General features: G+C 64.2%; 20 protein-coding genes. 11 read left to right on the forward strand and 9 right to left on the reverse strand.

Going from position 1 to position 20,799, the window contains the following annotated elements; all coding sequences use genetic code 11:
* Positions 1-2: 2 nt before the first annotated feature.
* Both parE and GR702_RS08875 read right to left on the reverse strand, forming a co-directional pair.
* A complete protein-coding gene (gene parE, locus GR702_RS08870) occupies positions 3-2,012 on the reverse strand; it encodes a DNA topoisomerase IV subunit B (RefSeq protein ID WP_160985660.1) in 2,010 nt (669 codons plus the stop codon).
* A 123-nt stretch (positions 2,013-2,135) separates the two neighbouring features.
* Entirely contained in the window at positions 2,136-3,317 is a 1,182-nt protein-coding gene (locus GR702_RS08875) for a penicillin-binding protein activator (protein WP_202408158.1), read from the reverse strand.
* Between the two features lie 40 nt (positions 3,318-3,357).
* Between GR702_RS08875 and rsmI the strand changes: the two genes are divergently transcribed.
* The 4 genes from rsmI (at position 3,358) to GR702_RS08895 (ending at position 6,262) form a co-directional block, all read left to right on the forward strand.
* Positions 3,358-4,185: a 16S rRNA (cytidine(1402)-2'-O)-methyltransferase gene (gene rsmI, locus GR702_RS08880; protein ID WP_160985534.1), complete on the forward strand. Its 828-nt coding sequence runs from the start codon at positions 3,358-3,360 to the stop codon at positions 4,183-4,185.
* Entirely contained in the window at positions 4,182-4,541 is a 360-nt protein-coding gene (locus tag GR702_RS08885; RefSeq protein ID WP_337192557.1) for a YraN family protein, read from the forward strand. The genes rsmI and GR702_RS08885 overlap by 4 nt, the downstream gene beginning before the upstream one ends.
* A gap of 93 nt (positions 4,542-4,634) precedes the next feature.
* Positions 4,635-5,606, forward strand: coding sequence for a glutathione synthase (gshB, locus tag GR702_RS08890; RefSeq protein ID WP_160985535.1), 972 nt, complete (start codon positions 4,635-4,637; stop codon positions 5,604-5,606).
* Between the two features lie 53 nt (positions 5,607-5,659).
* Positions 5,660-6,262 (forward strand): DedA family protein, encoded by a 603-nt coding sequence (locus tag GR702_RS08895; RefSeq protein WP_160985536.1) that lies wholly within the window; start codon positions 5,660-5,662, stop codon positions 6,260-6,262.
* A 2-nt stretch (positions 6,263-6,264) separates the two neighbouring features.
* On the opposite strand, the gene GR702_RS08900 is transcribed toward GR702_RS08895, so the two are convergent.
* The 4 genes from GR702_RS08900 to rph form a co-directional block, all read right to left on the reverse strand.
* Positions 6,265-7,164, reverse strand: coding sequence for a tyrosine recombinase XerC (locus GR702_RS08900; RefSeq protein ID WP_160985537.1), 900 nt, complete (start codon positions 7,162-7,164; stop codon positions 6,265-6,267).
* Positions 7,164-8,315, reverse strand: a complete 1,152-nt coding sequence (hemW, locus tag GR702_RS08905; RefSeq protein ID WP_160985538.1) for a radical SAM family heme chaperone HemW — start codon at positions 8,313-8,315, stop codon at positions 7,164-7,166. The genes GR702_RS08900 and hemW overlap by 1 nt, the downstream gene beginning before the upstream one ends.
* A 94-nt stretch (positions 8,316-8,409) precedes the next feature.
* Positions 8,410-9,045 (reverse strand): RdgB/HAM1 family non-canonical purine NTP pyrophosphatase, encoded by a 636-nt coding sequence (rdgB, locus tag GR702_RS08910; RefSeq protein WP_160985539.1) that lies wholly within the window; start codon positions 9,043-9,045, stop codon positions 8,410-8,412.
* A gap of 27 nt (positions 9,046-9,072) precedes the next feature.
* Complete coding sequence (gene rph / locus GR702_RS08915) at positions 9,073-9,789, reverse strand: ribonuclease PH (RefSeq protein WP_160985540.1); 717 nt, start codon at positions 9,787-9,789, stop codon at positions 9,073-9,075.
* 83 nt (positions 9,790-9,872) lie between these two features.
* On the opposite strand from rph, the gene hrcA reads away from it, so the two are divergent.
* The 3 genes from hrcA (at position 9,873) to GR702_RS08930 (ending at position 11,921) form a co-directional block, all read left to right on the forward strand.
* The gene (hrcA, locus tag GR702_RS08920) at positions 9,873-10,916 is read left to right on the forward strand and encodes a heat-inducible transcriptional repressor HrcA (protein WP_160985541.1); all 1,044 of its coding nucleotides are present in this window, start codon (positions 9,873-9,875) and stop codon (positions 10,914-10,916) included.
* 17 nt (positions 10,917-10,933) lie between these two features.
* Positions 10,934-11,512, forward strand: coding sequence for a nucleotide exchange factor GrpE (grpE, locus tag GR702_RS08925; RefSeq protein ID WP_160985542.1), 579 nt, complete (start codon positions 10,934-10,936; stop codon positions 11,510-11,512).
* Between the two features lie 145 nt (positions 11,513-11,657).
* Complete coding sequence (locus GR702_RS08930) at positions 11,658-11,921, forward strand: YMGG-like glycine zipper-containing protein (protein WP_160985543.1); 264 nt, start codon at positions 11,658-11,660, stop codon at positions 11,919-11,921.
* 72 nt (positions 11,922-11,993) lie between these two features.
* On the opposite strand, the gene GR702_RS08935 is transcribed toward GR702_RS08930, so the two are convergent.
* Positions 11,994-12,479 carry a vgr related protein gene (locus tag GR702_RS08935; RefSeq protein ID WP_160985544.1) on the reverse strand — a complete coding sequence of 162 codons (486 nt, stop codon included), beginning with the start codon at positions 12,477-12,479 and terminating at the stop codon, positions 11,994-11,996.
* 2 nt (positions 12,480-12,481) lie between these two features.
* Positions 12,482-13,009, reverse strand: a complete 528-nt coding sequence (locus GR702_RS08940) for a copper chaperone PCu(A)C (protein WP_337192558.1) — start codon at positions 13,007-13,009, stop codon at positions 12,482-12,484.
* A 212-nt stretch (positions 13,010-13,221) separates the two neighbouring features.
* Between GR702_RS08940 and dnaK the strand changes: the two genes are divergently transcribed.
* On the forward strand, positions 13,222-15,129 hold the full coding sequence (gene dnaK / locus GR702_RS08945) for a molecular chaperone DnaK (RefSeq protein ID WP_160985545.1): 1,908 nt from the start codon (positions 13,222-13,224) through the stop codon (positions 15,127-15,129).
* An 80-nt stretch (positions 15,130-15,209) separates the two neighbouring features.
* Complete coding sequence (gene dnaJ / locus GR702_RS08950; RefSeq protein WP_160985546.1) at positions 15,210-16,337, forward strand: molecular chaperone DnaJ; 1,128 nt, start codon at positions 15,210-15,212, stop codon at positions 16,335-16,337.
* Between the two features lie 196 nt (positions 16,338-16,533).
* On the opposite strand, the gene GR702_RS08955 is transcribed toward dnaJ, so the two are convergent.
* A complete protein-coding gene (locus tag GR702_RS08955) occupies positions 16,534-18,786 on the reverse strand; it encodes a patatin-like protein (protein WP_160985547.1) in 2,253 nt (750 codons plus the stop codon).
* Positions 18,787-18,886: 100 nt separating this feature from the next.
* On the opposite strand from GR702_RS08955, the gene radA reads away from it, so the two are divergent.
* Complete coding sequence (gene radA / locus GR702_RS08960) at positions 18,887-20,254, forward strand: DNA repair protein RadA (RefSeq protein WP_160985548.1); 1,368 nt, start codon at positions 18,887-18,889, stop codon at positions 20,252-20,254.
* Positions 20,255-20,265: 11 nt separating this feature from the next.
* Positions 20,266-20,799 (forward strand): CvpA family protein, encoded by a 534-nt coding sequence (locus tag GR702_RS08965; protein ID WP_160985549.1) that lies wholly within the window; start codon positions 20,266-20,268, stop codon positions 20,797-20,799.

Below are 20,799 nucleotides of genomic sequence, written 5' to 3' on the forward strand. Positions count from 1 at the left end.
GCTTACGCATCGATCAGTTCCTGATCGATCTCGCCTGCACGGTTCTGGATGAACTGGAAGCGGTGTTCGGGATTTCGGCCCATCAGGCGATCGACCAGATCTTTCACGGCCGCACGATCTTCATACTCCGGCGGCAGCGTGATACGCAGCAGCGAGCGGGTGTGCGGGTTCATCGTGGTCTCGCGCAGTTGCTGCGGGTTCATTTCGCCCAGACCCTTGAAGCGCCCGACCTCCACCTTCTTGCCCTTGAACTGCGTCGCCTCCAGTTCGCGGCGGTGTGCATCGTCGCGGGCATAGGCGGAAGTGGACCCTGCCGTCAGACGATAGAGGGGCGGCTGGGCGAGGTACAGATGACCGCGTCGCACGATGTCGGGCATCTCTTGGAAGAAGAACGTCATCAGGAGCGTCGCGATATGGGCGCCGTCCACGTCGGCGTCCGTCATGATGACAACGCGATCGTACCGAAGATTGTCTGCGTTGCAGTCCTTGCGAGTGCCGCATCCAAGGGCGAGCGCCAGGTCCGCAATCTCCTGGTTGGCGCGGATCTTGTCCGCCGTGGCGCTGGCGACGTTCAAGATTTTTCCGCGTATGGGCAGGATCGCCTGAGTCTTGCGATCCCTGGCCTGCTTGGCGGAACCGCCCGCCGAATCGCCTTCGACGATGAAGAGTTCGGTCTCGCCGTGGCCTTCGCCAGAGCAGTCGGTCAGCTTGCCGGGCAGGCGCAGCTTGCGCGAGTTAGTGGCGGTCTTGCGCTTGACCTCGCGCTCGGCCTTGCGGCGCAGTCGATCGTCCATGCGCTCCATCACGGCGCCGAGGAGCGCCTTGCCTCGATCCAGGTTATCCGTCAGGAAGTGATCGAAGTGGTCGCGCACCGCCGCCTCGACCATCCGCGCCGCCTCGGGCGATGTCAGGCGGTCCTTTGTCTGGCTTTGAAACTGCGGGTCGCGAATGAAGACCGAAAGCATCACCTCGCTTCCGGTGATCACGTCGTCCGGCGTGATGTCCTTGGCTTTCTTCGCCTGGCCGACGAGTTCGGCAAACGCGCGGATACCCTTGGTGAGAGCCCCGCGCAGACCCTGTTCATGCGTGCCGCCATCGGGCGTCGGAATGGTGTTGCAGTACCAGGAATAGGCACCGTCCGAGTAGAGCGGCCAGGCGATGGCCCATTCGACCCGGCCCTGTTCCGAGCCGTCATCACCGCGAGGGAACGCCTGCGAACCGGAGAAGAACTGCGATGTCACGCATTCGCGGCTGCCGATCTGTTCGGCGAGATGGTCGGCAAGGCCGCCCGGGAACTGGAACGTCGCCTCCGCAGGAATGCCGTCTACCGCAAGCGAGGCCGCGCACTTCCACCGGATTTCCACACCAGCGAACAGGTAGGCCTTGGAGCGAACAAGCTTGAAGATACGCGCGGGCTTGAACTTCTGGTCGCCGAAGATCTCCGCATCGGGCGTGAAGGTGACGGAAGTGCCTCGGCGATTGGGCGCCGCACCTACGCGCTGGATCGGTCCGAGCGTCACGCCTCGCGAAAATTCCTGAGCGTACAATTCCTTGTTGCGGGCGACCTCCACCCGAGTCTTCACGGAAAGGGCGTTCACCACCGAGATGCCCACGCCGTGCAGACCGCCGGAGGTGGCGTAGGCTTTGCCCGAGAACTTGCCGCCCGAGTGAAGCGTCGAAAGGATGACTTCGAGCGCAGACCTCCCGGGGAATTTCGGATGTTCATCGACCGGGATGCCGCGCCCGTTGTCAACGATCATCAGTCGCCCCGCCGTGCCGGGCTCGTCCTCCAGCGTGACTTCTATCCGGTTCGCGTGCCCGGCGACGGCCTCGTCCATCGCATTGTCCAGCACCTCTGCGGCAAGATGGTGGAGCGCGCGCTCGTCCGTGCCGCCGATGTACATGCCCGGACGGCGCCGGACGGGCTCGAGCCCTTCCAACACCTCGATCGCGGAGCCGTCGTAGGATTCGCCAGTGGCGGCGGGAAGCTTGTCAAACAGGTCGTCGGCCATGGGAGGACTATAGGGGCCGCTCGAATCCGCAATCAAGCGCAGGTTTCCTCTTATCCGACGAAACCTTTGTTCACGGCTTGTTTCCCGCCTGTCGGAGTGCCCTGGCAGCGAGGCTGCTCCGAATCAGTCGCCGAACTTGACCGGTGCGGGGCTGACTACCTTGACGGAGCCGGTCTGCACTTCCCGCACCTCGAGAGCCCGCTCCACAAGGCCGCCTTTGGTGAACCGGAACGCGCCGTCGACCCCAAGGAAACCTCCCGGGAAGGACTTGCTGTCCCGCAGTGTGTCGGCAGGAAAGCGCGAACCCGGCTTCCAGTCGCGCGCGACCCGCAGCGTCAGGAGGACGGCATCATAGCCCAGCGTCGCGATGCGGAATGGTTGCCCGCCAAAGCGCGCGCGATAGCTCTTGGCGAACTGCCCAAATCGCTGGTCGGAAACCGTGGCGAACCATGCTCCGGCAAGTGCAGGTGTGGTGCCCAGTTCGCGCTCACCGCTCCAAAGCTCGGTGCCGAGAAGGCGAACGGCACCGGGGCTTGCCTTGCCAGTGCCCTTGAACGCCGTTGCTGCTCTGGCGGAGAGGCCACCGCTGTCGGCTATGAGGAGGGCGTTGAACCCGCCTTTCGCCTTGATGCGCTGCGCCGCGGCTGCGATCGAGGCGGGGCTGCGGTCATACGGCTCCATCGCGACGACCGAGCCGCCGCCCGACCGGACCGCGCTCAACAGCGCGGAGCTGGTGCGATCGCCGTAATCGCCGCGGGGCACCAGCGCCGCAAAGCTGGTGACGCCTTGTCCGCGCGCGTACTCGACGGTTCGGGTCACGGACTGGCCGGGCAGGTTGCCCATGATGAATACGTCACGGCTTGCTGCCTGTTCGTCGTTCGAAAACGAGATGACGGGGATCTTCGATGCCTTGGCCACGGCAGAGATCACCGGGATGTCGTTCGAGAGAAGCGGCCCGAGTATCAGCTGGTTGCCATCGGCGATGGCCTTGCGCGCTGCCTCTGCCGGTCCGGTCGCGGTGTCGTAGGTGGTCAGCCGCAGGTTCTTCGCCGCAGTATCGAGAAGAGCCATGTTCGCTGCATTGGCGATCGCCTGGCCCACGCCCGCGTTCGCACCCGTGACCGGTACGAGAAGGGCGATGCGGTGGCGCTCGGCATCCACGGGGATGTCGCTTTGCGTTGGAGTAGGGACCGGGGTGGGGGCGGGCGCGGTGACCGGCGCCTTCGGCACCACCGCGCAACCCGCAAGCGCGGCCATAGCGACTGCAGCCAATACATTTCGCCGATTCAGGCGTTTATCGAACATTGCTTGCCGCTCCCTCGGTTCATGGGCCATGTGTCGCGCGATGGAAAACACTCTTTCGCCGGGCCTGTACATAGTCGCAACCCCCATTGGCAACCTGGGCGACATCACCTTGCGCGCCGTCGAGACCCTGCAGAGGGTGACAGCGGTGGCCTGCGAAGATACCCGTGTCACCGGCAAGTTGCTGCATCATCTGGGGATAAAGCAGCGCCTCATCCGATACGACGACCATGCCGGGGAGGCCGACCGCGAGCGGCTGCTGGCCTTGATGGAGGCGGAGCCCGTCGCGCTGGTCAGCGACGCCGGCACGCCGCTCATCTCCGATCCGGGCTATCGCCTCGTCCGTATCGCGCGGGAGCGCGGCATCGCGGTGACCAGTTTGCCCGGCGCGAACGCGGCGGTCGTCGCAATGACCCTTTCGGGCCTTCCGAACGATCGTTTTCTGTTCGCGGGCTTCTTGCCGAACAAGGCCAAGGCCCGCGAGGACACGCTGTCAGCACTCGCCAACGTTCCCGCAACCCTTGTCTTCTACGAGACCGCACCTCGCCTCGATGCCTCGCTTCGAGCTATCGAGGAGAAGCTTCCGGGCCGCGAAGTCGCCGTGGCACGCGAACTGACGAAGAAGTTCGAGGAATGTCGGAGCGGGTCTCCGGCAGAGCTTGCCGAGCATTACGCCGCTCATCCACCCAAGGGCGAGATCGTCCTGTTGATCGCACCTGCAGGTGAACAACAGATCGGGGAAGTCGACGTGGATGCACTGCTGAAGTCTGCACTGGCGACGGCCAAGGCGTCGCAGGCGGCGGCGCTCGTCGCGAAAGCGACAGGCCTTGATCGCAAGGTCCTTTATGCTCGCGCGATGGAACTGAAGTGAACCGGCGTGTCCGAGCCGAAAAGGACGGGCGGCGGGGAGAGCTGCTGGCCGCGTTGTACCTGTGGATCACGGGCTGGCGCATTCTCGCAAGGCGAGTGAAGACACGCCGGGGGGAGGTCGACCTTGTCGCGCGGCGCGGAAGAACCTTGTGTTTCATCGAGGTCAAGTGGAGGCGCTCGGCCCAGGAACTGGACCTCGCCATCGATGCTCGGCGGCTGCGCCGTGTTGCGGATGCCGTGGAACTGATCGCTTCTCGCTATGGCCGTGTGGGCGATGATGTGCGCATCGATGTTATCCTCGTGGCTCCTGGCTGCTGGCCGCGGCGGATCAAAAATGCCTGGCAACCGATGGAGTGAGGCGGGACTTGCATATCGCAATTCCGGTCGCACCTTCCGCGTCTTGCGGCTAAGCCGCGCGTCACCATTCTTTCGCAAAGGCCGACAATCGCCATGACCCTACGCGTCGCCGTCCAGATGGATCCGCTCGAAACGATCAAGATCGGGGGAGACTCCTCGTTCGCGCTCATGCTGGCGGCGCAGGCGCGCGGTCATCAGCTTTTCCACTACGACGTGCGGACGCTGGCTTACGACACCGCGCATGGAGCGGGCGGTCGCCTCACCTGCTGGGGTGCACCCGTGACGGTCCAGAGGGTTGAAGGCGCGCATTTCACACGCGGCGAGTACCGCCTGATCGACCTAGTCGAAGATATCGACGTTGTACTGATGCGGCAGGACCCGCCCTTCGATCTTGGCTATATCACGGCCACGCACCTTCTTGAGCGCCTTGCCGGCCGGACGCTCGTCGTCAACGATCCGGTCGCTGTCCGCAATGCCCCGGAGAAGGTCTTCGTTCTCGACTACGCGCGGTTCATGCCTCCCACCTTTATCGCGCGCCGGATCGAGGATGTGCGTGCATTCAATCTCCGCCATCCTGGAGACCTCGTCATCAAGCCTCTCCACGGTAACGGCGGCAAGGCGGTCTTCCGCGTGCCTGCCGACGGATCGAACCTTGGCGCCCTGATCGAGATGTTCGAGAACGCATGGGTCGAGCCGTTCATGGTCCAGCCCTTCCTCCCGGACGTTGCGGAAGGGGACAAGCGCATCGTTCTGGTCGACGGAGAGTTTGCCGGAGCGATCAACCGCAAGCCTGGCGAGGGCGAGTTTCGCTCGAACCTTGCCGTCGGCGGCTCGGCAGAAGCCAGCGAACTCACTTCGGCGGAAGAGGAAATCTGCGCGGCGCTTGGGCCGGAACTGAAGGCGCGAGGGCTCGTTTTCGTCGGCATCGACGTGATTGGCGGAAAATGGCTGACGGAAATCAACGTGACATCGCCGACCGGCATCGTGGCGATCGACCGCTTCAACGGCACCGACACCGCCGCAAGTATCTGGGACGCGATCGAAGTTCGGCACGCCGCCCTGTAAGGCCCGCCGGGGAGGGCCGTCTCACCGCTCCATCGACCCAGAGGATGAACTGAATGTCTGAATGGGTCTACGAGATCGTCCGGCAGGGCGGGTACCTCGGCATCATGTTCCTGATGGCGCTGGAGAACATCATCCCTCCGGTACCCTCCGAACTGATAATGGGGCTCGGCGGAATCGCTGTCGCGCGAGGCGACATGGAGTTCTGGCCGCTGCTGCTGTGCGGGACCATCGGCGCGGCGCTTGGCAACTACGTGCTGTTCGTTGTGGCGGACCGGCTAGGCTACGAGCGCCTCAGGCCTTTCATCGAGCGGTGGGGGCGGTGGTTGACGCTGGAGTGGCGGGACGTGGAGATCGCCGGGTCGTTCCTCCGCCGCCATGGGCACTGGGTCGTTTTCATCCTGCGGTTCATGCCGATGTTCCGCACCGTCATCTCCATTCCAGCAGGGCTCGCGCATATGGGCCACGTGCGTTTTCTGCTCTTCACGGCGGCAGGAGCGGCGATTTGGAACGTTGTCCTGATCCTTGGGGGAAGGTGGCTGGGCCAGACGCTGGCGGAAGCCGAACAGTGGCTTGGCTGGGCGACGCTCGTTGTGGCCGTGATCACGATTGTCTTCTACGTCTGGCGGATCGTCACGTGGAAACCGCGCGAGGAGTGAGCTCAACCGATCTCCCTTGGATGAGCATTGCGGTAAGCATCGAGCATCGTGGCGGCATCCACCCGGGTGTATATCTGCGTCGAGCTAAGCGAGACATGGCCGAGCAACTCCTGCAGCGAGCGCAAGTCCGCGCCCGCCCCCAGCAGGTGGGTCGCAAAGCTGTGGCGCAGGGCATGCGGTGTTGCCGTGGATGGCAGTCCCAGAGCGACGCGCGCACGCGCTACTGCTCTCTGCACCAGACCTGGCGCCAGCGCCCCGCCTTTCGCGCCGCGAAACAAAGCCTTCTCCCCCTCAAGCGGCCATGGGCACTGATCGACATAGTCAGCGACGGCCGAGCGCACGACCGGCAGCAATGGCACCATGCGCTGTTTTCCGCCCTTGCCCGTAACGACGAGCGTTTCGGCAAGCGGAAGTGCTCCGCCGGTCAGGGAAAGAGCCTCCGCGATGCGCAACCCGGCTCCGTAGAGCAGAAGAAGGACGGCGCGATCGCGGGCGCCGATCCATGGCTGGCTGGCATCGTCCTCCACCGTCTCGGCAAGGTTCACCGCCTCGTCAGGTGTGACGGGGCGCGGCAGGCCTTTCTTCACACGGGGCCCTTTGATGCGGGGAGGCATCGGTTGCGCAACCCCGGCACGATCTTGCGCAAACGCAATGAACGCCTTCAGCGCGGAAAGCTCTCGTGCGGCAGAGACATTGCCGATACCATCTTGCCGCCGCGCCGCCAGATGACCCCGCAGAACGGCCGCATCCACCCTGGCGAGCCTCGCCCAGTCAGTTTCGCCTATGGCATCGAGAAGCCGCGCTGCCGTTGCCACGTAAGCACGCACCGTGTGCGGGCTGCGCCGGCGACCAAGCGCGAGATGTTCGCCCCATGCCTCCAGAACGTCGGCCTTGTGTGCCATCAGGCCTCTACCAGATGCTCGGGCACCAGTTCGGCAAGAAGGCCATCGAGAAGGCACATGCCGTCCTCCGTCACTGCAATCCGCGTCCCTTCGATCCTCACCAGTCCCTGGCGTTCATAGAAGCGGGCCTTGGCCATGTCACAGAGCCGGGCTGCCTCCAGTCCGAACCGCTCGGCAAGGGGCCCGATGTCCACGCCTTTACGCAGGCGCAATCCCATCAGCATGGCTTCGCTCGCCTGTTCCGATGGTACGAGGATACGTTCCTCGGCTATGCCGTGCGAATTGCGCTGGATTGCTGCCAGCCAGTTCTCGGGCTTGCGATGGCGAACCGTCGCCCGTCCGCCGCGCCGCCCGTGCGCTCCGGGCCCGATCCCCACGTAGTCGCCGTAGCGCCAGTAGACGAGGTTGTGGCGGCTCTCCTCGCCTGCACGGGCATGGTTGCTGATCTCGTATGCGGGTAGGCCTGCAGACGCCGTCATTGCGCGGGTGAGGGCGAACATGTCGGCGCAGGCATCTTCATCCAGCGGCTCGATATCGCCCTTGCGCACCATCGTCTCGAAGCGAGTGCCGGGTTCGATCGTGAGCTGATAGAGCGAAAGGTGCCCGGTGCCGAAGGCGAGGGCGCGCTCCAGTTCCGTCCGCCAGCCTTCCAGCGATTGGCCCGGCCGAGCATAGATGAGGTCGAAGCTGACGCGGGTGAAGTTCGCCTGTGCCACTTCAAGCGCGCGCAAGCCTTCCGAAGCGTCGTGCAACCGGCCCAGAAACCGCAACGTTTCGTTGTCCAGTGCCTGCAGCCCTAGGGAGACGCGGTTCACCCCTACATTGGCCAGCGCCGCATAGTTCGCGGCCTCCACCGAGGAAGGGTTGCCTTCAAGCGTGATTTCGATGCCGGGAGTGAAACCCCAGAGGTGCTCTGCCTCTTCAAGCAGGCGAGCGACCAGCGATGGCGGCATCAGCGATGGCGTGCCGCCGCCGAAGAAGATGGACTCGAGCGGCTCGCCTCCCGCCAATTGATGCTCATGGCGCATGTCCGCGAGGAGGGCCTGCTCCCAGGCAGCATGGTCCACACGGTTCCGCACGTGACTGTTGAAGTCACAATACGGACACTTCGCGAGGCAGAAGGGCCAGTGGATGTAGAGAGCGCGCGCCATGTTCGGTCTCAAGGCAACGGTTGACCCGGCAAGTCAAGTCCCCCTGCCATCAGGCGAGGCCTGAACAGGTCACGCAGGCCTGCTCTTGATGATCTCAGCGGGCTCGACCGGCAAACTGATCCGCTACCAGCTTCTCGAAAGCCACGGCGCGATGGCTTATGGCCTGCTTGCGATCCAGCGGAAGCTCGGCGAAGCTAAGGTTATGTCCCGCCGGAACGAACACGGGATCGTAGCCAAAACCCATGGTGCCGCGCGGCGGCCACGAAAAGGTTCCGTCGATCCGCCCTTCGTAGACGGCTTCCTCGCCGTCCGGCCATGCGATGGCAAGAGTGCAGGAGAACCAGCACGACCGGTCCACCACCGGACCCTGGGCGCAGAGCAGTCCCTCGACCTTGCCCATAGCCATGTACCAGTCGCGGCCCGGCTCCCCTTCGAACCACTGCCGTTCGGCCCAGTCTGCGGTATACACTCCCGGACGCCCTTCGAGGGCGGCCACCGAGAGCCCGCTGTCGTCGGCCAGCGCCGGCAGCTGTGCCGCGGCGGCTGCGGCATGGGCCTTCAGCAATGCATTTTCGGCGAAGGTGGTTCCGGTCTCTTCCGGCTCGGGCAGGCCGAGGTCCCCCGCCGATACGCATTCCACTCCGTACGGCGCGAGCAGCCCGGAAATCTCGCGCAGCTTGCCCGCGTTATGTGTCGCAATGACGAGGCGCTCGCCTTCGAGTTTACGCATGCCGATTTACCTCGTCCTTGCCGCGCGTCAGCGACCAACCGCCTTGGCCTGTGCCGCGAAGATGCCGTCGCAGCCGATGCGGGCGAGCCGGAGGAGGCGCAGCAGCCCTTCCTCATCGTATGTCGCGCCTTCGGCGGTCGCCTGCGCCTCTGCGATTTTGCCGCCTTCGATCAGCACGAAGTTGGCGTCGGCGTCGGCACCGCTATCCTCGATGTAGTCAAGGTCAAGCACGGGATTGCCCTCATAGATACCGCAGGAGACGGCAGCTACGCGGCCCTGGATAGGATCTTCCTTGATCTTTCCGTCGGCCATCAGCTTGTCGACGGCAAGGCGCAGCGCAACCCAAGCTCCCGAGATGGACGCCGTGCGGGTGCCGCCATCGGCCTGGATAACATCGCAATCGAGCACGATCTGACGTTCGCCCAGCTTCTTCATGTCGACGACGGAGCGGAGCGAGCGACCGATCAGGCGCTGGATTTCCTGCGTGCGGCCGGACTGCTTGCCCTTCGCGGCCTCGCGGCTGCCGCGCGTGTGGGTGGCGCGGGGGAGCATCGAGTATTCGGCCGTGACCCAGCCTTCGCCCTTGCCGCGAAGGAACGGCGGGACCTTCTCCTCGACAGAGGCCGTGACCAGCACCCGGGTGTCGCCAAAGGAGATCAGCACCGAGCCCTCGGCATGCTTGGTGAAGCCGGTCTGGATGTCGATGGCGCGCATTTGATCCGGCGCGCGGCCTGAAGGTCGCATGGATGATCCTCGTCGTGATTTATTGGCCGCCCCTTGGCGCAATGGGCTTGAGGCCGCAAGGGGATAAGCCTTAGATTGCGAAGATGCCGACGCCTCCCATCATTGAACTGACCACTCGTGCTCGCGAGATATTCCGTCTCGTGGTGGAAGGCTATCTGGCGACAGGCGTGCCGATCGGATCCAAGGCACTGGCTGGGGGCGGGGCCATCAATCTGTCATCGGCGTCGATCCGATCGGTTCTGGCGGACCTTGAAGGCCTCGGCCTTCTTGCGGCCCCGCATACGAGCGCGGGTCGCCTGCCGACAGAGGCAGGGCTGAGGCTCTTCGTCGACGGCATCATGCAGGTGGCGGAACCCACGGTGGAGGAACGCCAGGCGATCGAGCGCCGGATTTCGGCTCCTGGGCCTATCGAAGCGGCGCTGGAGGCCACCAGCGCTCTCCTGTCCAACCTGTCTTCCGGTGCCGGGGTCGTCATGGTGCCCCGGCGTGAGCCCCGGCTGGCTCACCTGCAACTCGTCCCGCTCGGCCCCGGAAGAGCGCTCGCGGTGCTGGTGGGTGAGGACGGCGGCATCGAGAATCGCATTGTCGAACTTCCTCCAAGCCTTCCGGGAGGCGCACTGGAAGAGGCTTCGAACTATATATCGGCGCATCTGGCCGGCCGGACACTTGCGGAAGCCGCGCGCGTCATGCGCAGAGACATCGCATCCGGCCAATCGGCACTCGATGCGGCCAGCAGGGACTTGGTGGAACGCGGTCTCGCCGTGTGGAGCCAGGACGCCATGGCGAGGCCGGTGCTCATCGTGCGCGGCCAGGCCAACCTGCTGGACGAGGCCGCACTCAGCGATCTGGAACGCGTCCGCTCGCTTCTCGATGATCTTGAAAACAAGCAATCGGTGGCCGACCTTCTCGACACCGCTCGCGAAGCGCAGGCGACCCGTATCTTCATTGGGTCGGAGAACCGACTGTTCGCGCTGTCAGGCTCCTCGGTGATCGCCTCGCCCTATCGTGACAGGGAGGGCAGGGTGGTCGGCGTAGTGGGGGTAATTGGTCCCACGCGGTTGAATTATGCGCGCGTCGTGCCCATGGTGGACTTCACCGCCCAAAGCCTGGGCAAGCTCATCGGATAGCTGGACAGATACAGGAAATGACCGAGGACAAGACACAGTCGACCAACGACGCTGCGAGCCAGGATCCGGCCGTCGCCGAGGAACTGCAGGGCGTGCCTGAGGAGTTTCTCGACACCGGCGGGGAGAATGACCAGCTTGCAAGATTGCGCGAGGAACTCGCCACCGCCAAGCAGGAAGTTCTGTACGCCCGGGCCGAGACGCAGAACGTGCGCCGCCGTCTCGAGAAGGATATTGCCGATACCCGCGCCTATGCGGCGACCGGCTTTGCCCGGGACATCCTTTCGGTTTCGGACAATCTGTCGCGCGCCTTGTCAGCGATCCCGGCAGAGATGCGCGAGGACGAAAAGCTGAAGGGCCTGGTCACGGGCATCGAGGCCACCGGTCGCGAGATAGACAAGGTCTTCGCAAGCCACGGCATCAGCCGCATCGCGGCTATGGGCCTGCCTCTCGACCCCAATCAGCATCAGGCCATGATCGAGGTTCCCTCTTCCGATGCGGAGCCGGGAACCGTTCTGCAGGAACTGCAGGCCGGCTACATGATCAAGGACCGCCTGCTCCGCCCCGCGATGGTGGCGGTCACCAAGAAGCCGGATTGATTTCCCAGCGGCGACCGGCTCTCCGGTCGCCGAGCTTTCCAGCCAGGGCGGCTCCTGTGGCAGCGACTATGCTGCTCGTTTCTCAGGAACCTCTTGCGCCAAGTTCCGTTCACTTGTGCATAACGTGTGATTTCGGAGAACGTCGATGCGCAAGCTAATCCTCCCCATCCTTGCAGTCGGTGCCCTGGGCATGGCGGGCTGCGCAAGCAACTACGGCGGCGAAGGTGCGCTGGGCGGCGCGGCTCTTGGCGCGGGCGTCGGTGCCATCGCCGGCGGTGATGCCGGAACCGGAGCGGCGATCGGTGCGGCAGCCGGTGCGCTGGCCGGTTCGCAGGTCAAGAAGGACAATGACCGCGGCTGCTATCGTTATGATCGCAATGGCGATCGTTACTGGGACCGCGATTGCTGATTTTACTCAGAACAAGATCCCGAAGGGTCGCAACGGGGCGCAGGCGGAACACCGTCTGCGCCCCGTATCATTTCAGCTTCTAAAGGGCAGCACGCCGCGATAGCTCTCTACGGGCGGAGCCCCGGCAACTCTAATCCCCGCTTCCAGCAGGAATGCGTGTCGCACGATCTCGGCCTGCTGCTCTATGCCGTAGCGACCCAATGCCCAACCCGGCCGAAGAGAATAGTCATACCGGCAAAGCGGATGGCGCATGAGCGGAAGGTACCACTTGCCCCTCCGCTGCGTCTGCCAGACGTGTGTCATCTCGTGGATGAACAATCCCTGCAGCCTTGGCTGCTCCTTGGAGAAGTCATCGCGGAACAGCTCGGAGCGGGGGTGGAAGTGAAGGTGGCCGCAAGGCGCCATTACGGTGCCCACAGGTTGAAATGGAAACCATCGGCGACGCCGCACTCGCACCGGCCCGGTGTCTATCGCGTTGCCGAAGACCGACCGGATAAGCTTCACCTCGCCTTCCGTTAGCTCTCGTTCTCCGCCCGGCTCGCAGGTTTCGCCCTGCATGATTAGTGGTGCATTCCGCCCATGTCATGCCCCCCGGCGCCCTCGCTTCCCATGGCTTCGACATGCAGAGGCATCGACAGCTTGTCGCCGTCCGAGAACGTCAGCGTCATCTCGGTCGTCCCTCCCGCCTTGACACTATCCGACAAGCCGAAAGCCATGACGTGCAGTCCGCCCGGCGCAAAGACGACAGAGGCTCCGGGATCTATCGGCAGCGATTCGACCGGGGCCATGGAGCCGCCCTTGGTCTGGTGCATCTCCGCCTTGCTCGCTCCGGCGAGGTGCACGCCTGCCAGAGTGGCGGGCACGGAGCCGTCGTTACGCACCGTGAAGTAGACGGCGCCCGGTCGACCGGCGATCACGGGAAGCACAAGCTTGCCATCGCTTGCGGCAAGCCCTGGCTTGGCATCGGGTCCGCTGACCGTGGCCTCGTTCGTCTGCGTCGGGCTGTCGGGCGCCTTGCCGCATCCTCCAAGCGCCAAGGCGAGAGCGACGGTGGCGAGCAAAGCTGCCGCAGGACAAGCGAATTTCACGATACCACATCCTTCTCAACATTCGCCGGGGCGCTGGCCGATATGGCGAAAATCGCTCGCCTAATGCCATCCGTGCAGTCTTGTTCCAAGCAAAACCGCCCCTATATCGCGCCTCGACGACTTGGAACGTCATCGAGCCATGCAAGCCGCCTTGCCTTCTGGAAGGGAGGCGATCCGCATGGTGTCAACCACTGACGTGAGGAATGGGGACAATGGCAAAAGTAATTGGTATCGACCTTGGCACCACCAACAGCTGCATCGCGGTCATGGATGGCGGCAAGCCCAAGGTCATCGAGAATTCCGAAGGCGCGCGCACCACGCCCTCGATCGTCGCATTCACCAAGGATGGTGAGCGCCTGATCGGGCAGCCTGCAAAGCGCCAGGCCGTTACCAACGGCGACAACACGATCTTCGCGGTGAAGCGCCTCATCGGCCGCCGCTTCGACGACCCGGTGACCAAGAAGGACACCGAGCTGGTCCCCTACACCATCGTCAAGGGCAAGAACGGCGACGCATGGGTAAATGCCGGCGGCGAAGACTACAGCCCCTCGCAGATCTCGGCCTTCATCCTGCAGAAGATGAAGGAAACCGCAGAATCGTATCTCGGCGAAACGGTCACTCAGGCCGTCATCACCGTCCCTGCCTACTTCAACGACGCGCAGCGTCAGGCCACCAAGGACGCGGGCCAGATCGCCGGCCTTGAAGTGCTGCGCATCATCAACGAGCCGACCGCTGCCGCGCTGGCCTATGGTCTCGACAAGCAGGACGGCAAGACCATCGCCGTCTACGACCTTGGTGGCGGCACCTTCGACGTCTCGGTCCTCGAGATCGGTGACGGCGTGTTCGAAGTGAAGTCGACCAACGGCGACACCTTCCTTGGCGGCGAAGACTTCGACTCGAAGCTGGTCGAGTGGCTGGCGGACAAGTTCAAGGCCAAGGAGAACATGGACCTGCGGACCGACAAGCTCGCTCTGCAGCGCCTGAAGGAAGCGGCCGAGAAGGCGAAGATCGAACTGTCGTCCACCGCGACGACCGAGATCAACCTGCCCTTCATCACCGCGCGCATGGAAGGCGGCGCGACGACCCCGCTGCACCTCGTCGAGACGGTCACCCGCTCGGACCTGGAGCGCATGGTCGCAGACCTCATCCAGCGTACGCTCGAGCCCTGCCGCAGGGCGCTGGCCGATGCCGGTCTGACTGCGAAGGACATCGACGACGTCGTGCTCGTGGGCGGCATGACCCGCATGCCCAAGGTGCGCGAAGTCGTGAAGGACTTCTTCGGCAAGGAACCGCACACCGGCGTGAACCCTGACGAAGTTGTCGCCATGGGTGCCGCAATCCAGGCCGGCGTCCTCCAGGGCGACGTCAAGGACGTGCTGCTGCTCGACGTGACCCCGCTGTCGCTGGGCATCGAGACGCTGGGCGGCATCATGACCAAGATGATCGACCGCAATACGACGATCCCGACCAAGAAGAGCCAGGTCTACTCGACCGCCGAGGACAACCAGCAGGCGGTGACGATCCGCGTGTTCCAGGGCGAGCGCGAAATGGCGCAGGACAACAAGCTGCTTGGCCAGTTCGACCTCATCGGCATCCCTCCGGCGCGCCGCGGCGTTCCGCAGATCGAAGTCACTTTCGACATCGACGCCAACGGGCTGGTGAACGTCTCCGCGAAGGACAAGGGCACCGGCAAGGAGCAGCAGATCCGCATCCAGGCGTCCGGCGGCCTTTCGGACTCGGACATCGACCAGATGGTTCGTGATGCCGAGAAGTTCGCCGAAGAGGACAAGAAGCGCCGCGAGTCGGCCGAGGCCCGCAATCAGGCGGACAGCCTCGTCCACGCGACGGAGCAGCAGATCGCCGAGAACGGCGACAAGATCGATGCTTCGCTCAAGAGCGAAGTCGAGGCCGCGATCGCCGCGACCAAGACGGCACTCGAGGGCGGCGATGCCGCCGACATCAACGCCAAGGCTCAGGAACTGACCCAGGTTGCGATGAAGATGGGGCAGGCGATCTACGAGAAGGAGCAGGCCTCGGCTGCGGCTCCGAACGCGGCCTCGGCCGGTGACGACGACGTGGTCGACGCCGAGTTCTCGGAAGTCGACGAAAACAAGGGCTGACGAGTCCTGACGAAACCCTGGCCGCCATCGGTGCAATCCGCGCCGGTGGCGGTTAGCGTATTCCCCCGGGGAAGAAGCACGTGTCAGCTACTGAAATCGACTATTACGAACTGCTTGAGTGCGAGCGCACTGCAGACGACAAGACGCTGAAGTCAGCCTATCGCCGCCTTGCCATGCGCTACCATCCCGACAAGAATCCGGGGTGTCACGAATCGGAAGCGCGCTTCAAGCAGATCAGCGAGGCCTACGACTGCCTCAAGGATCCGCAAAAGCGCGCGGCTTACGATCGCTACGGCCATGCTGCCTTCCAGCAAGGCATGGGCGGTGGCGGTGGCCAGAACGGCGACTTTGGCGACATCGGCGACATCTTCGAATCGATCTTCGGCAGTGCCTTTGGCGGTGGGGGGCGGCAGCAGCAGCGTCGCGGCGCCGATCTTCGCTACGATATGGAGGTCACGCTCGACGAGGCGTTCCGCGGCAAGCAGACCGAGATCACCATCGAAGTCTCGCAGGCCTGCGAGCCGTGCCATGGTAGCGGTGCGGAGGCGGGCACCGGCAAGCGCGGCTGCAACATGTGCGGCGGTCACGGAAAGGTTCGGGCGCAGCAGGGCTTCTTCGTGGTTGAGCGCACCTGCCCCACCTGCCATGGCCGGGGCGAGGTGATCGAGAAGCCCTGCCGCTCCTGTGGCGGTGAGGGCAGGGTGGACCAACCGCAGACGCTGCAGGTCGACATTCCCCCGGGCGTAGATTCGGGCACCCGCATCCGCCTTTCCGGAAAAGGCGAGGCCGGACCTTTCGGAGCGCCCCCGGGCGACCTCTACATCTTCCTGCACGTCAAGCCGAACCGTGTGTTCGAGCGCGAAGGCACCACGCTTCTCACGCGCGTCCCGATCACGTTCACCACGGCGGCGCTCGGAGGTTCCATCGAAATACCGGGCATCGACGGCGAAGCGATCACCGTTGAGATCCCGGTCGGTATTCAGTCCGGCAAGCAGTTGCGCAAGCGCGGGGCCGGCATGCCCGTCCTCCAAGGCCGCGGGCGGGGCGATCTCGTCATCGAGATTTCGGTCGAAACCCCCACCAAGCTCACGGCGCGTCAGAAGGACCTGCTGCGCGAACTGCAGGCCACCGAGACGGGTGACGAGTGTCCGGGCTCGAAGGGTTTCTTCGACCGTCTGAAGGACGCGTGGAAGGACCTGAAGGATTAAGGCCGCGCCGGGCCGCTCGGTTTCGCCTTTGCGCCGAGCGGCCTTGTCCTTCAGCGGAGAGCGATATCTCTGCGCGTCCCGTGATGGTGGACCTCCTCGGCTACACCAGCGCCTCCGTGGCAGGTTCCGGCGCGGAGCGGCGGGTGAGCACTTCCTTGCGGATGTGGGAAACCAGTTCCGGATCCGATCTCAGCCGTCATTTTTCCTCGTCAAGGATCGCGAGGAACGCTCGACGCTTGAAGCCGAGGAGCTCGGCTTGTGACATCGCGTGCTCGGGCGCGAGAGTCGAGACGATCATGTCCATGACCCTCTCTGCTCCATGCAGGCGTCCCCAAAGATAGTCGTTCTCGCGATAGGCACGGCTGAAGAATGCGCCGAAGTTGTAGAACTCGGTTCCTCGCAAAGTGCCACCCGTTCCCCCCTCGCGGATCCCGCGGCAGTCTTCGGGCGAGATCCGGTCTACACGTACCGGATCGAATTCATTGAGGCCCTCCCCGCGCAGGAGCGGGAGCGTGACCGTGTCGTAGAAGGGGAAGCCCAGGTAGGCGAGAAGCACCCGCCGCCTCAGCGCCTGCGGCATCGCCGAGAGAGCTCCTGCCAGGAGTGCGTCCACTTTCGCATCGGTTTCTTCCAGGCGGCGCTTTCCTTCGACATGGGTCAGCACCGCGCCCGGGTCGCTGAGGAACTTGTACGCCAGCTCGCTGAATTCTTCCCCAAGCGCGGTCAGCGGCTCGCAGGCAAGGTAATAACCAAGTGCATCGTAGATCGCCGTACGAGCAGCATCCCGGTCTTGTTCGGTGACGCCGGCTTCCTCGACCCATTCCTGCGTGACCCGCCGCGCCAGCAGCCGAAGCCGCCTTACGCGGAAGGCAAGATCGTGGGCGCGGAAGAACCCGATCATCGTCGCCGATCGCGCGTCCTGGAGCCCCGCCCGCCGGTCGATCCCATGCTCAGCGAGATGCGCCACAAGCGTCGCGTGCACGCTTTCGGAAGAGAAATCCGCCTCAGGAGCCGCCTCCATCACCAGACGCGACAGTGTTGCCAGGATGCCAGTGAACTTCACCTGCGCATAGCCGTGATAGGCATACCCTGCCTGCTCGAAAGCCGCGACCTGTGCTCGCGACCGCCATGCGGCGAGGCGCCGGGGCGTGGGCCGGTCGAGGAACAGCGTGTGACCGAACAGCTTCTCCACGGCTTCCTCGATCTGGGGCCGCATGGCCAGGACGATCTCTCGCAGCGTCGCCATTTCCCGCGACTGCTCGGCCAGCGCCTCGAGATTGTCGCGGATCGGCTGTTCGCGCGGGATGGATGAGAGTGCTCCGAAGATCACGGAGAAGAAACCGGGTAGCTGCGGATCCCGGCGCATCTCAGCGCCCAGACGATCGGGAGTCGGGTCGATGTACACAAATCGTCGGTCGATCTCGCGGCTTGCGGGCCGTCCTTTCAGCACTGCCATAGCATCCGCGAAGGGTGCGTTGACCAATACCGAACCGTCGATGAGCGATACGGCATCGAGGTCTCCCTGCGCTGCATGCCTCGGCATCGTGCGAGCCAGAAAGGAGTCGCGGGTCGGCCACGCGGCGCCCTCTTCATCGACCAACCGGTCGATCTCAGCGACACGGAGCGGCGGGAATGCTCCGGGAAAGCTGGCCGATGCTCGCGCGGCCATCACCAGTTCCGGGATCGGCGCCAGACCTTCACCGCCTTCCCGGCCAGCCACTCCATGAAATCCGAAGGTCAGCCGGTGCTCGCTTTCCAGCACGACTTCGGGTGAGTGAAGCCGCAGCGTCTCGAGATGTCCCTTGAAGTCGGTGGCCGTAACGAAAAGGTCCAGCGGGTGCCCCGCCGGCAGCAGGGGCATACCGGCGGGCGCCTCGGCCATCGTGGTCAGGGCGCGGTGAAGAAGCCGCGAGAGGCCGATACCGCTGAAGGGCGGTTCAAACCAGCGCGATCGGATCAGGCGGGAGAGCTTCTCGCGAACTTCCGCGCGGGTCTCGGGAGCCACTGTTGCGCTCACCGCATTCCCACGACGGTGCAGCAGGTAATTGACCAGAGGGCTCGCCCAGAACTTAGCTGCACGGGAACCGGGCCGCGCCTCGGGCGCAAGCAGCGAATCGATGTCGGCAGTTTCCAACCACAGGTCTGTCAGAGGATCGAGGGACTGGCCGGAGTGAATGGCCTGAGCGAGGAAGATCGAGTTGATGCCTCCCGCGCTGGCGCCCGCCACGATGTCGGTGAGGACCCTGAGGCGAACATTGCCCACGCTTTTCAGCCGTCGCAGCAGATCGACGTAGACCTTGGCCGTGCCTTCCGCAGGGCTTTCGCCCGAACTGAACGCGCGACTGGCCTGCAGCGCTCGCCACAGCTCCTTGGTGACCCCGTGCATGTATACGGCGAGGCTGACGCCTCCGTAGCAAACAAGCGCGATCCGCAGTTCTTTGTGCTGCATTCCTGCATGGTTGGCCCAGTGCAGCTGGGATGGCAATGGCCTGCGAACGAATACGACGAGGACAATTGCGTTCTCATTCCGTTCCAGCTAATCAGACGGCATGGCAAAGCCGAAACGTCGATATGTGTGTCAGGCCTGCGGGGGCGTCTCCACGCGCTGGCAAGGCCAGTGCCCCGACTGCGGGGAGTGGAATACCCTGGCGGAGGACGTGCCGCAGACAGTGTTCTCGGCCAAGCACGACCTGTCGAGCGGCGGTCGCCCCATCCACTTCACTCCGCTGGATCAACCCGGAGAGATCCCGAAGCGGCGCGTCAGCGGCATTTCCGAATTCGACCGGGCGCTTGGCGGCGGGTTCGTGCCCGGCTCTGCGATCCTGATGGGAGGAGACCCCGGCATCGGCAAGTCCACCCTGCTTCTGCAGGTCTCGGCTCACATCGCCAACTCGGGAGGATTGTCGGTTTACGTGAGCGGAGAGGAAGCGGCTGGGCAGGTGCGGCTCCGCGCGGAACGGCTCGGCCTGTCCAAGGCTCCCATCCAGCTTGCGGCGGCAACTTCGGTGCGCGACATCCTGACCACGCTTGGCATGATGGACCCGCCTGCATTGCTGGTGATCGATTCGATCCAGACCATGCATTCCGACCAGATCGAGGGCGCCCCCGGCACGGTCAGCCAGGTGCGTGGCTGCGCCTTCGAGCTGATCCGGTACGCCAAGGAGAACAACGTCACGCTCGTGCTCGTCGGGCACGTCACGAAGGATGGTACGATCGCGGGTCCGCGTGTTCTCGAGCATATGGTCGATGTGGTGATGGCGTTTGAGGGGGAGCGCAGTCACCAGTATCGTATCCTGCGAAGCCTCAAGAACCGCTTCGGCCCTGTCGATGAAATCGGTGTGTTCGCGATGGAGGGGGCAGGGTTGGCGGAGGTTGGCAATCCTTCGATGCTGTTCCTTTCCGGGCGCGAAGAACCGATGGCGGGAAGTGCCGTCTTCCCGGCGATGGAGGGCACGCGTCCCGTGCTGGTGGAGATCCAGGCCCTGATCGTCCGCCTTCAGAGCGGTGCCACGCCTCGGCGAGCAGTTGTGGGATGGGATTCGGGTCGCATGGCAATGCTTCTGGCCGTGCTGGAGGCCCGATGCGGGTTGAACTTCTCGGCTTGCGAGGTCTACCTCAACGTCGCGGGCGGCTACCGGCTGAGCGATCCGGCCGCCGACCTTGCGGTTGCAGCGGCGCTCGTCTCGGCACTCGGTGACAAGCCGCTAGGTACCGATTCGGTGTGGTTCGGCGAAGTTTCCCTCGCCGGCGAGATCCGGCCGGTGGCCCATGGCTCGATCAGGCAGCGCGAGTCGGCGAAGCTGGGTTTCAACGGAGCTTTCGGGCCAGCGGGTGGGCCACCTGCCGAGAAGGGGCTACGCTTCACCGGATTGACGATGCTGCCCAACCTCGTTGACCATATCCTGTCCGATGCCTAATCCGCTAGGCTATGACTGGCTTCGACATCGCCGTCCTGCTCGTGGTGGGAACCGGCGCAATCATCGGCTTCATGCGCGGCTTCGTGCACGAGATCCTGGCGCTGGCCGCGTGGGTATTCGCCGTCTTTGCAATCCGGGTGCTACATACGCCGGTAACTGCATGGCTTGAACCCCACATCGGTTCCGGTTCGGGCGCTGCGGTTCTGGCGTTCGCACTGTGTCTCGGAGTGCCTTTCGTGGCCGTGAAGATCGTCGCCAAGTGGGCGGGCTCGAAAAGCCGCGCCTCCGTGCTGGGGCCCATAGACCGCGTGCTGGGGTTCGGTTTTGGCGCAGTGAAGGGCGTCATCATCATCGTGATGGGGTTCTCGGTGCTTGTTCTCGGTTACGATACGATCTGGGGCGTCGGGGGAAGGCCGGAGTGGATCACGCAGGCCCGAACCTATCCGTTTATCAATGCAAGCAGCGAAGCTCTGGTTGAACTGATCGCCGAGCGCCGTCGTGAGGCAGCCAGCGCCGCCGTCGAGGAACCGGGTGAGGGGTCCTGA

The organism is Novosphingobium silvae, from assembly GCF_009856825.1.
GTDB classification, from domain to species: Bacteria; Pseudomonadota; Alphaproteobacteria; order Sphingomonadales; family Sphingomonadaceae; genus Novosphingobium; species Novosphingobium silvae.

Bases quoted from the DNA above. Each gene is read 5' to 3' on its own strand.
- GR702_RS08900 (WP_160985537.1), bottom strand. From the start codon at position 7,164: ATGGCACACAAGGCCGACGTTCTGGAGGCATGGGGCGAACATCTCGCG.
- GR702_RS08965 (WP_160985549.1), top strand. From the start codon at position 20,266: ATGACTGGCTTCGACATCGCCGTCCTGCTCGTGGTGGGAACCGGCGCA.
- dnaK (WP_160985545.1), top strand. From the start codon at position 13,222: ATGGCAAAAGTAATTGGTATCGACCTTGGCACCACCAACAGCTGCATC.
- grpE (WP_160985542.1), top strand. From the start codon at position 10,934: ATGACCGAGGACAAGACACAGTCGACCAACGACGCTGCGAGCCAGGAT.
- parE (WP_160985660.1), bottom strand. From the start codon at position 2,012: ATGGCCGACGACCTGTTTGACAAGCTTCCCGCCGCCACTGGCGAATCC.
- rdgB (WP_160985539.1), bottom strand. From the start codon at position 9,045: ATGCGTAAACTCGAAGGCGAGCGCCTCGTCATTGCGACACATAACGCG.
- hemW (WP_160985538.1), bottom strand. From the start codon at position 8,315: ATGGCGCGCGCTCTCTACATCCACTGGCCCTTCTGCCTCGCGAAGTGT.
- gshB (WP_160985535.1), top strand. From the start codon at position 4,635: ATGACCCTACGCGTCGCCGTCCAGATGGATCCGCTCGAAACGATCAAG.
- GR702_RS08875 (WP_202408158.1), bottom strand. From the start codon at position 3,317: ATGTTCGATAAACGCCTGAATCGGCGAAATGTATTGGCTGCAGTCGCT.
- GR702_RS08955 (WP_160985547.1), bottom strand. From the start codon at position 18,786: ATGCAGCACAAAGAACTGCGGATCGCGCTTGTTTGCTACGGAGGCGTC.
- rph (WP_160985540.1), bottom strand. From the start codon at position 9,789: ATGCGACCTTCAGGCCGCGCGCCGGATCAAATGCGCGCCATCGACATC.
- rsmI (WP_160985534.1), top strand. From the start codon at position 3,358: ATGGAAAACACTCTTTCGCCGGGCCTGTACATAGTCGCAACCCCCATT.
- GR702_RS08935 (WP_160985544.1), bottom strand. From the start codon at position 12,479: ATGCAGGGCGAAACCTGCGAGCCGGGCGGAGAACGAGAGCTAACGGAA.
- radA (WP_160985548.1), top strand. From the start codon at position 18,887: ATGGCAAAGCCGAAACGTCGATATGTGTGTCAGGCCTGCGGGGGCGTC.
- GR702_RS08930 (WP_160985543.1), top strand. From the start codon at position 11,658: ATGCGCAAGCTAATCCTCCCCATCCTTGCAGTCGGTGCCCTGGGCATG.
- GR702_RS08895 (WP_160985536.1), top strand. From the start codon at position 5,660: ATGTCTGAATGGGTCTACGAGATCGTCCGGCAGGGCGGGTACCTCGGC.
- hrcA (WP_160985541.1), top strand. From the start codon at position 9,873: ATGCCGACGCCTCCCATCATTGAACTGACCACTCGTGCTCGCGAGATA.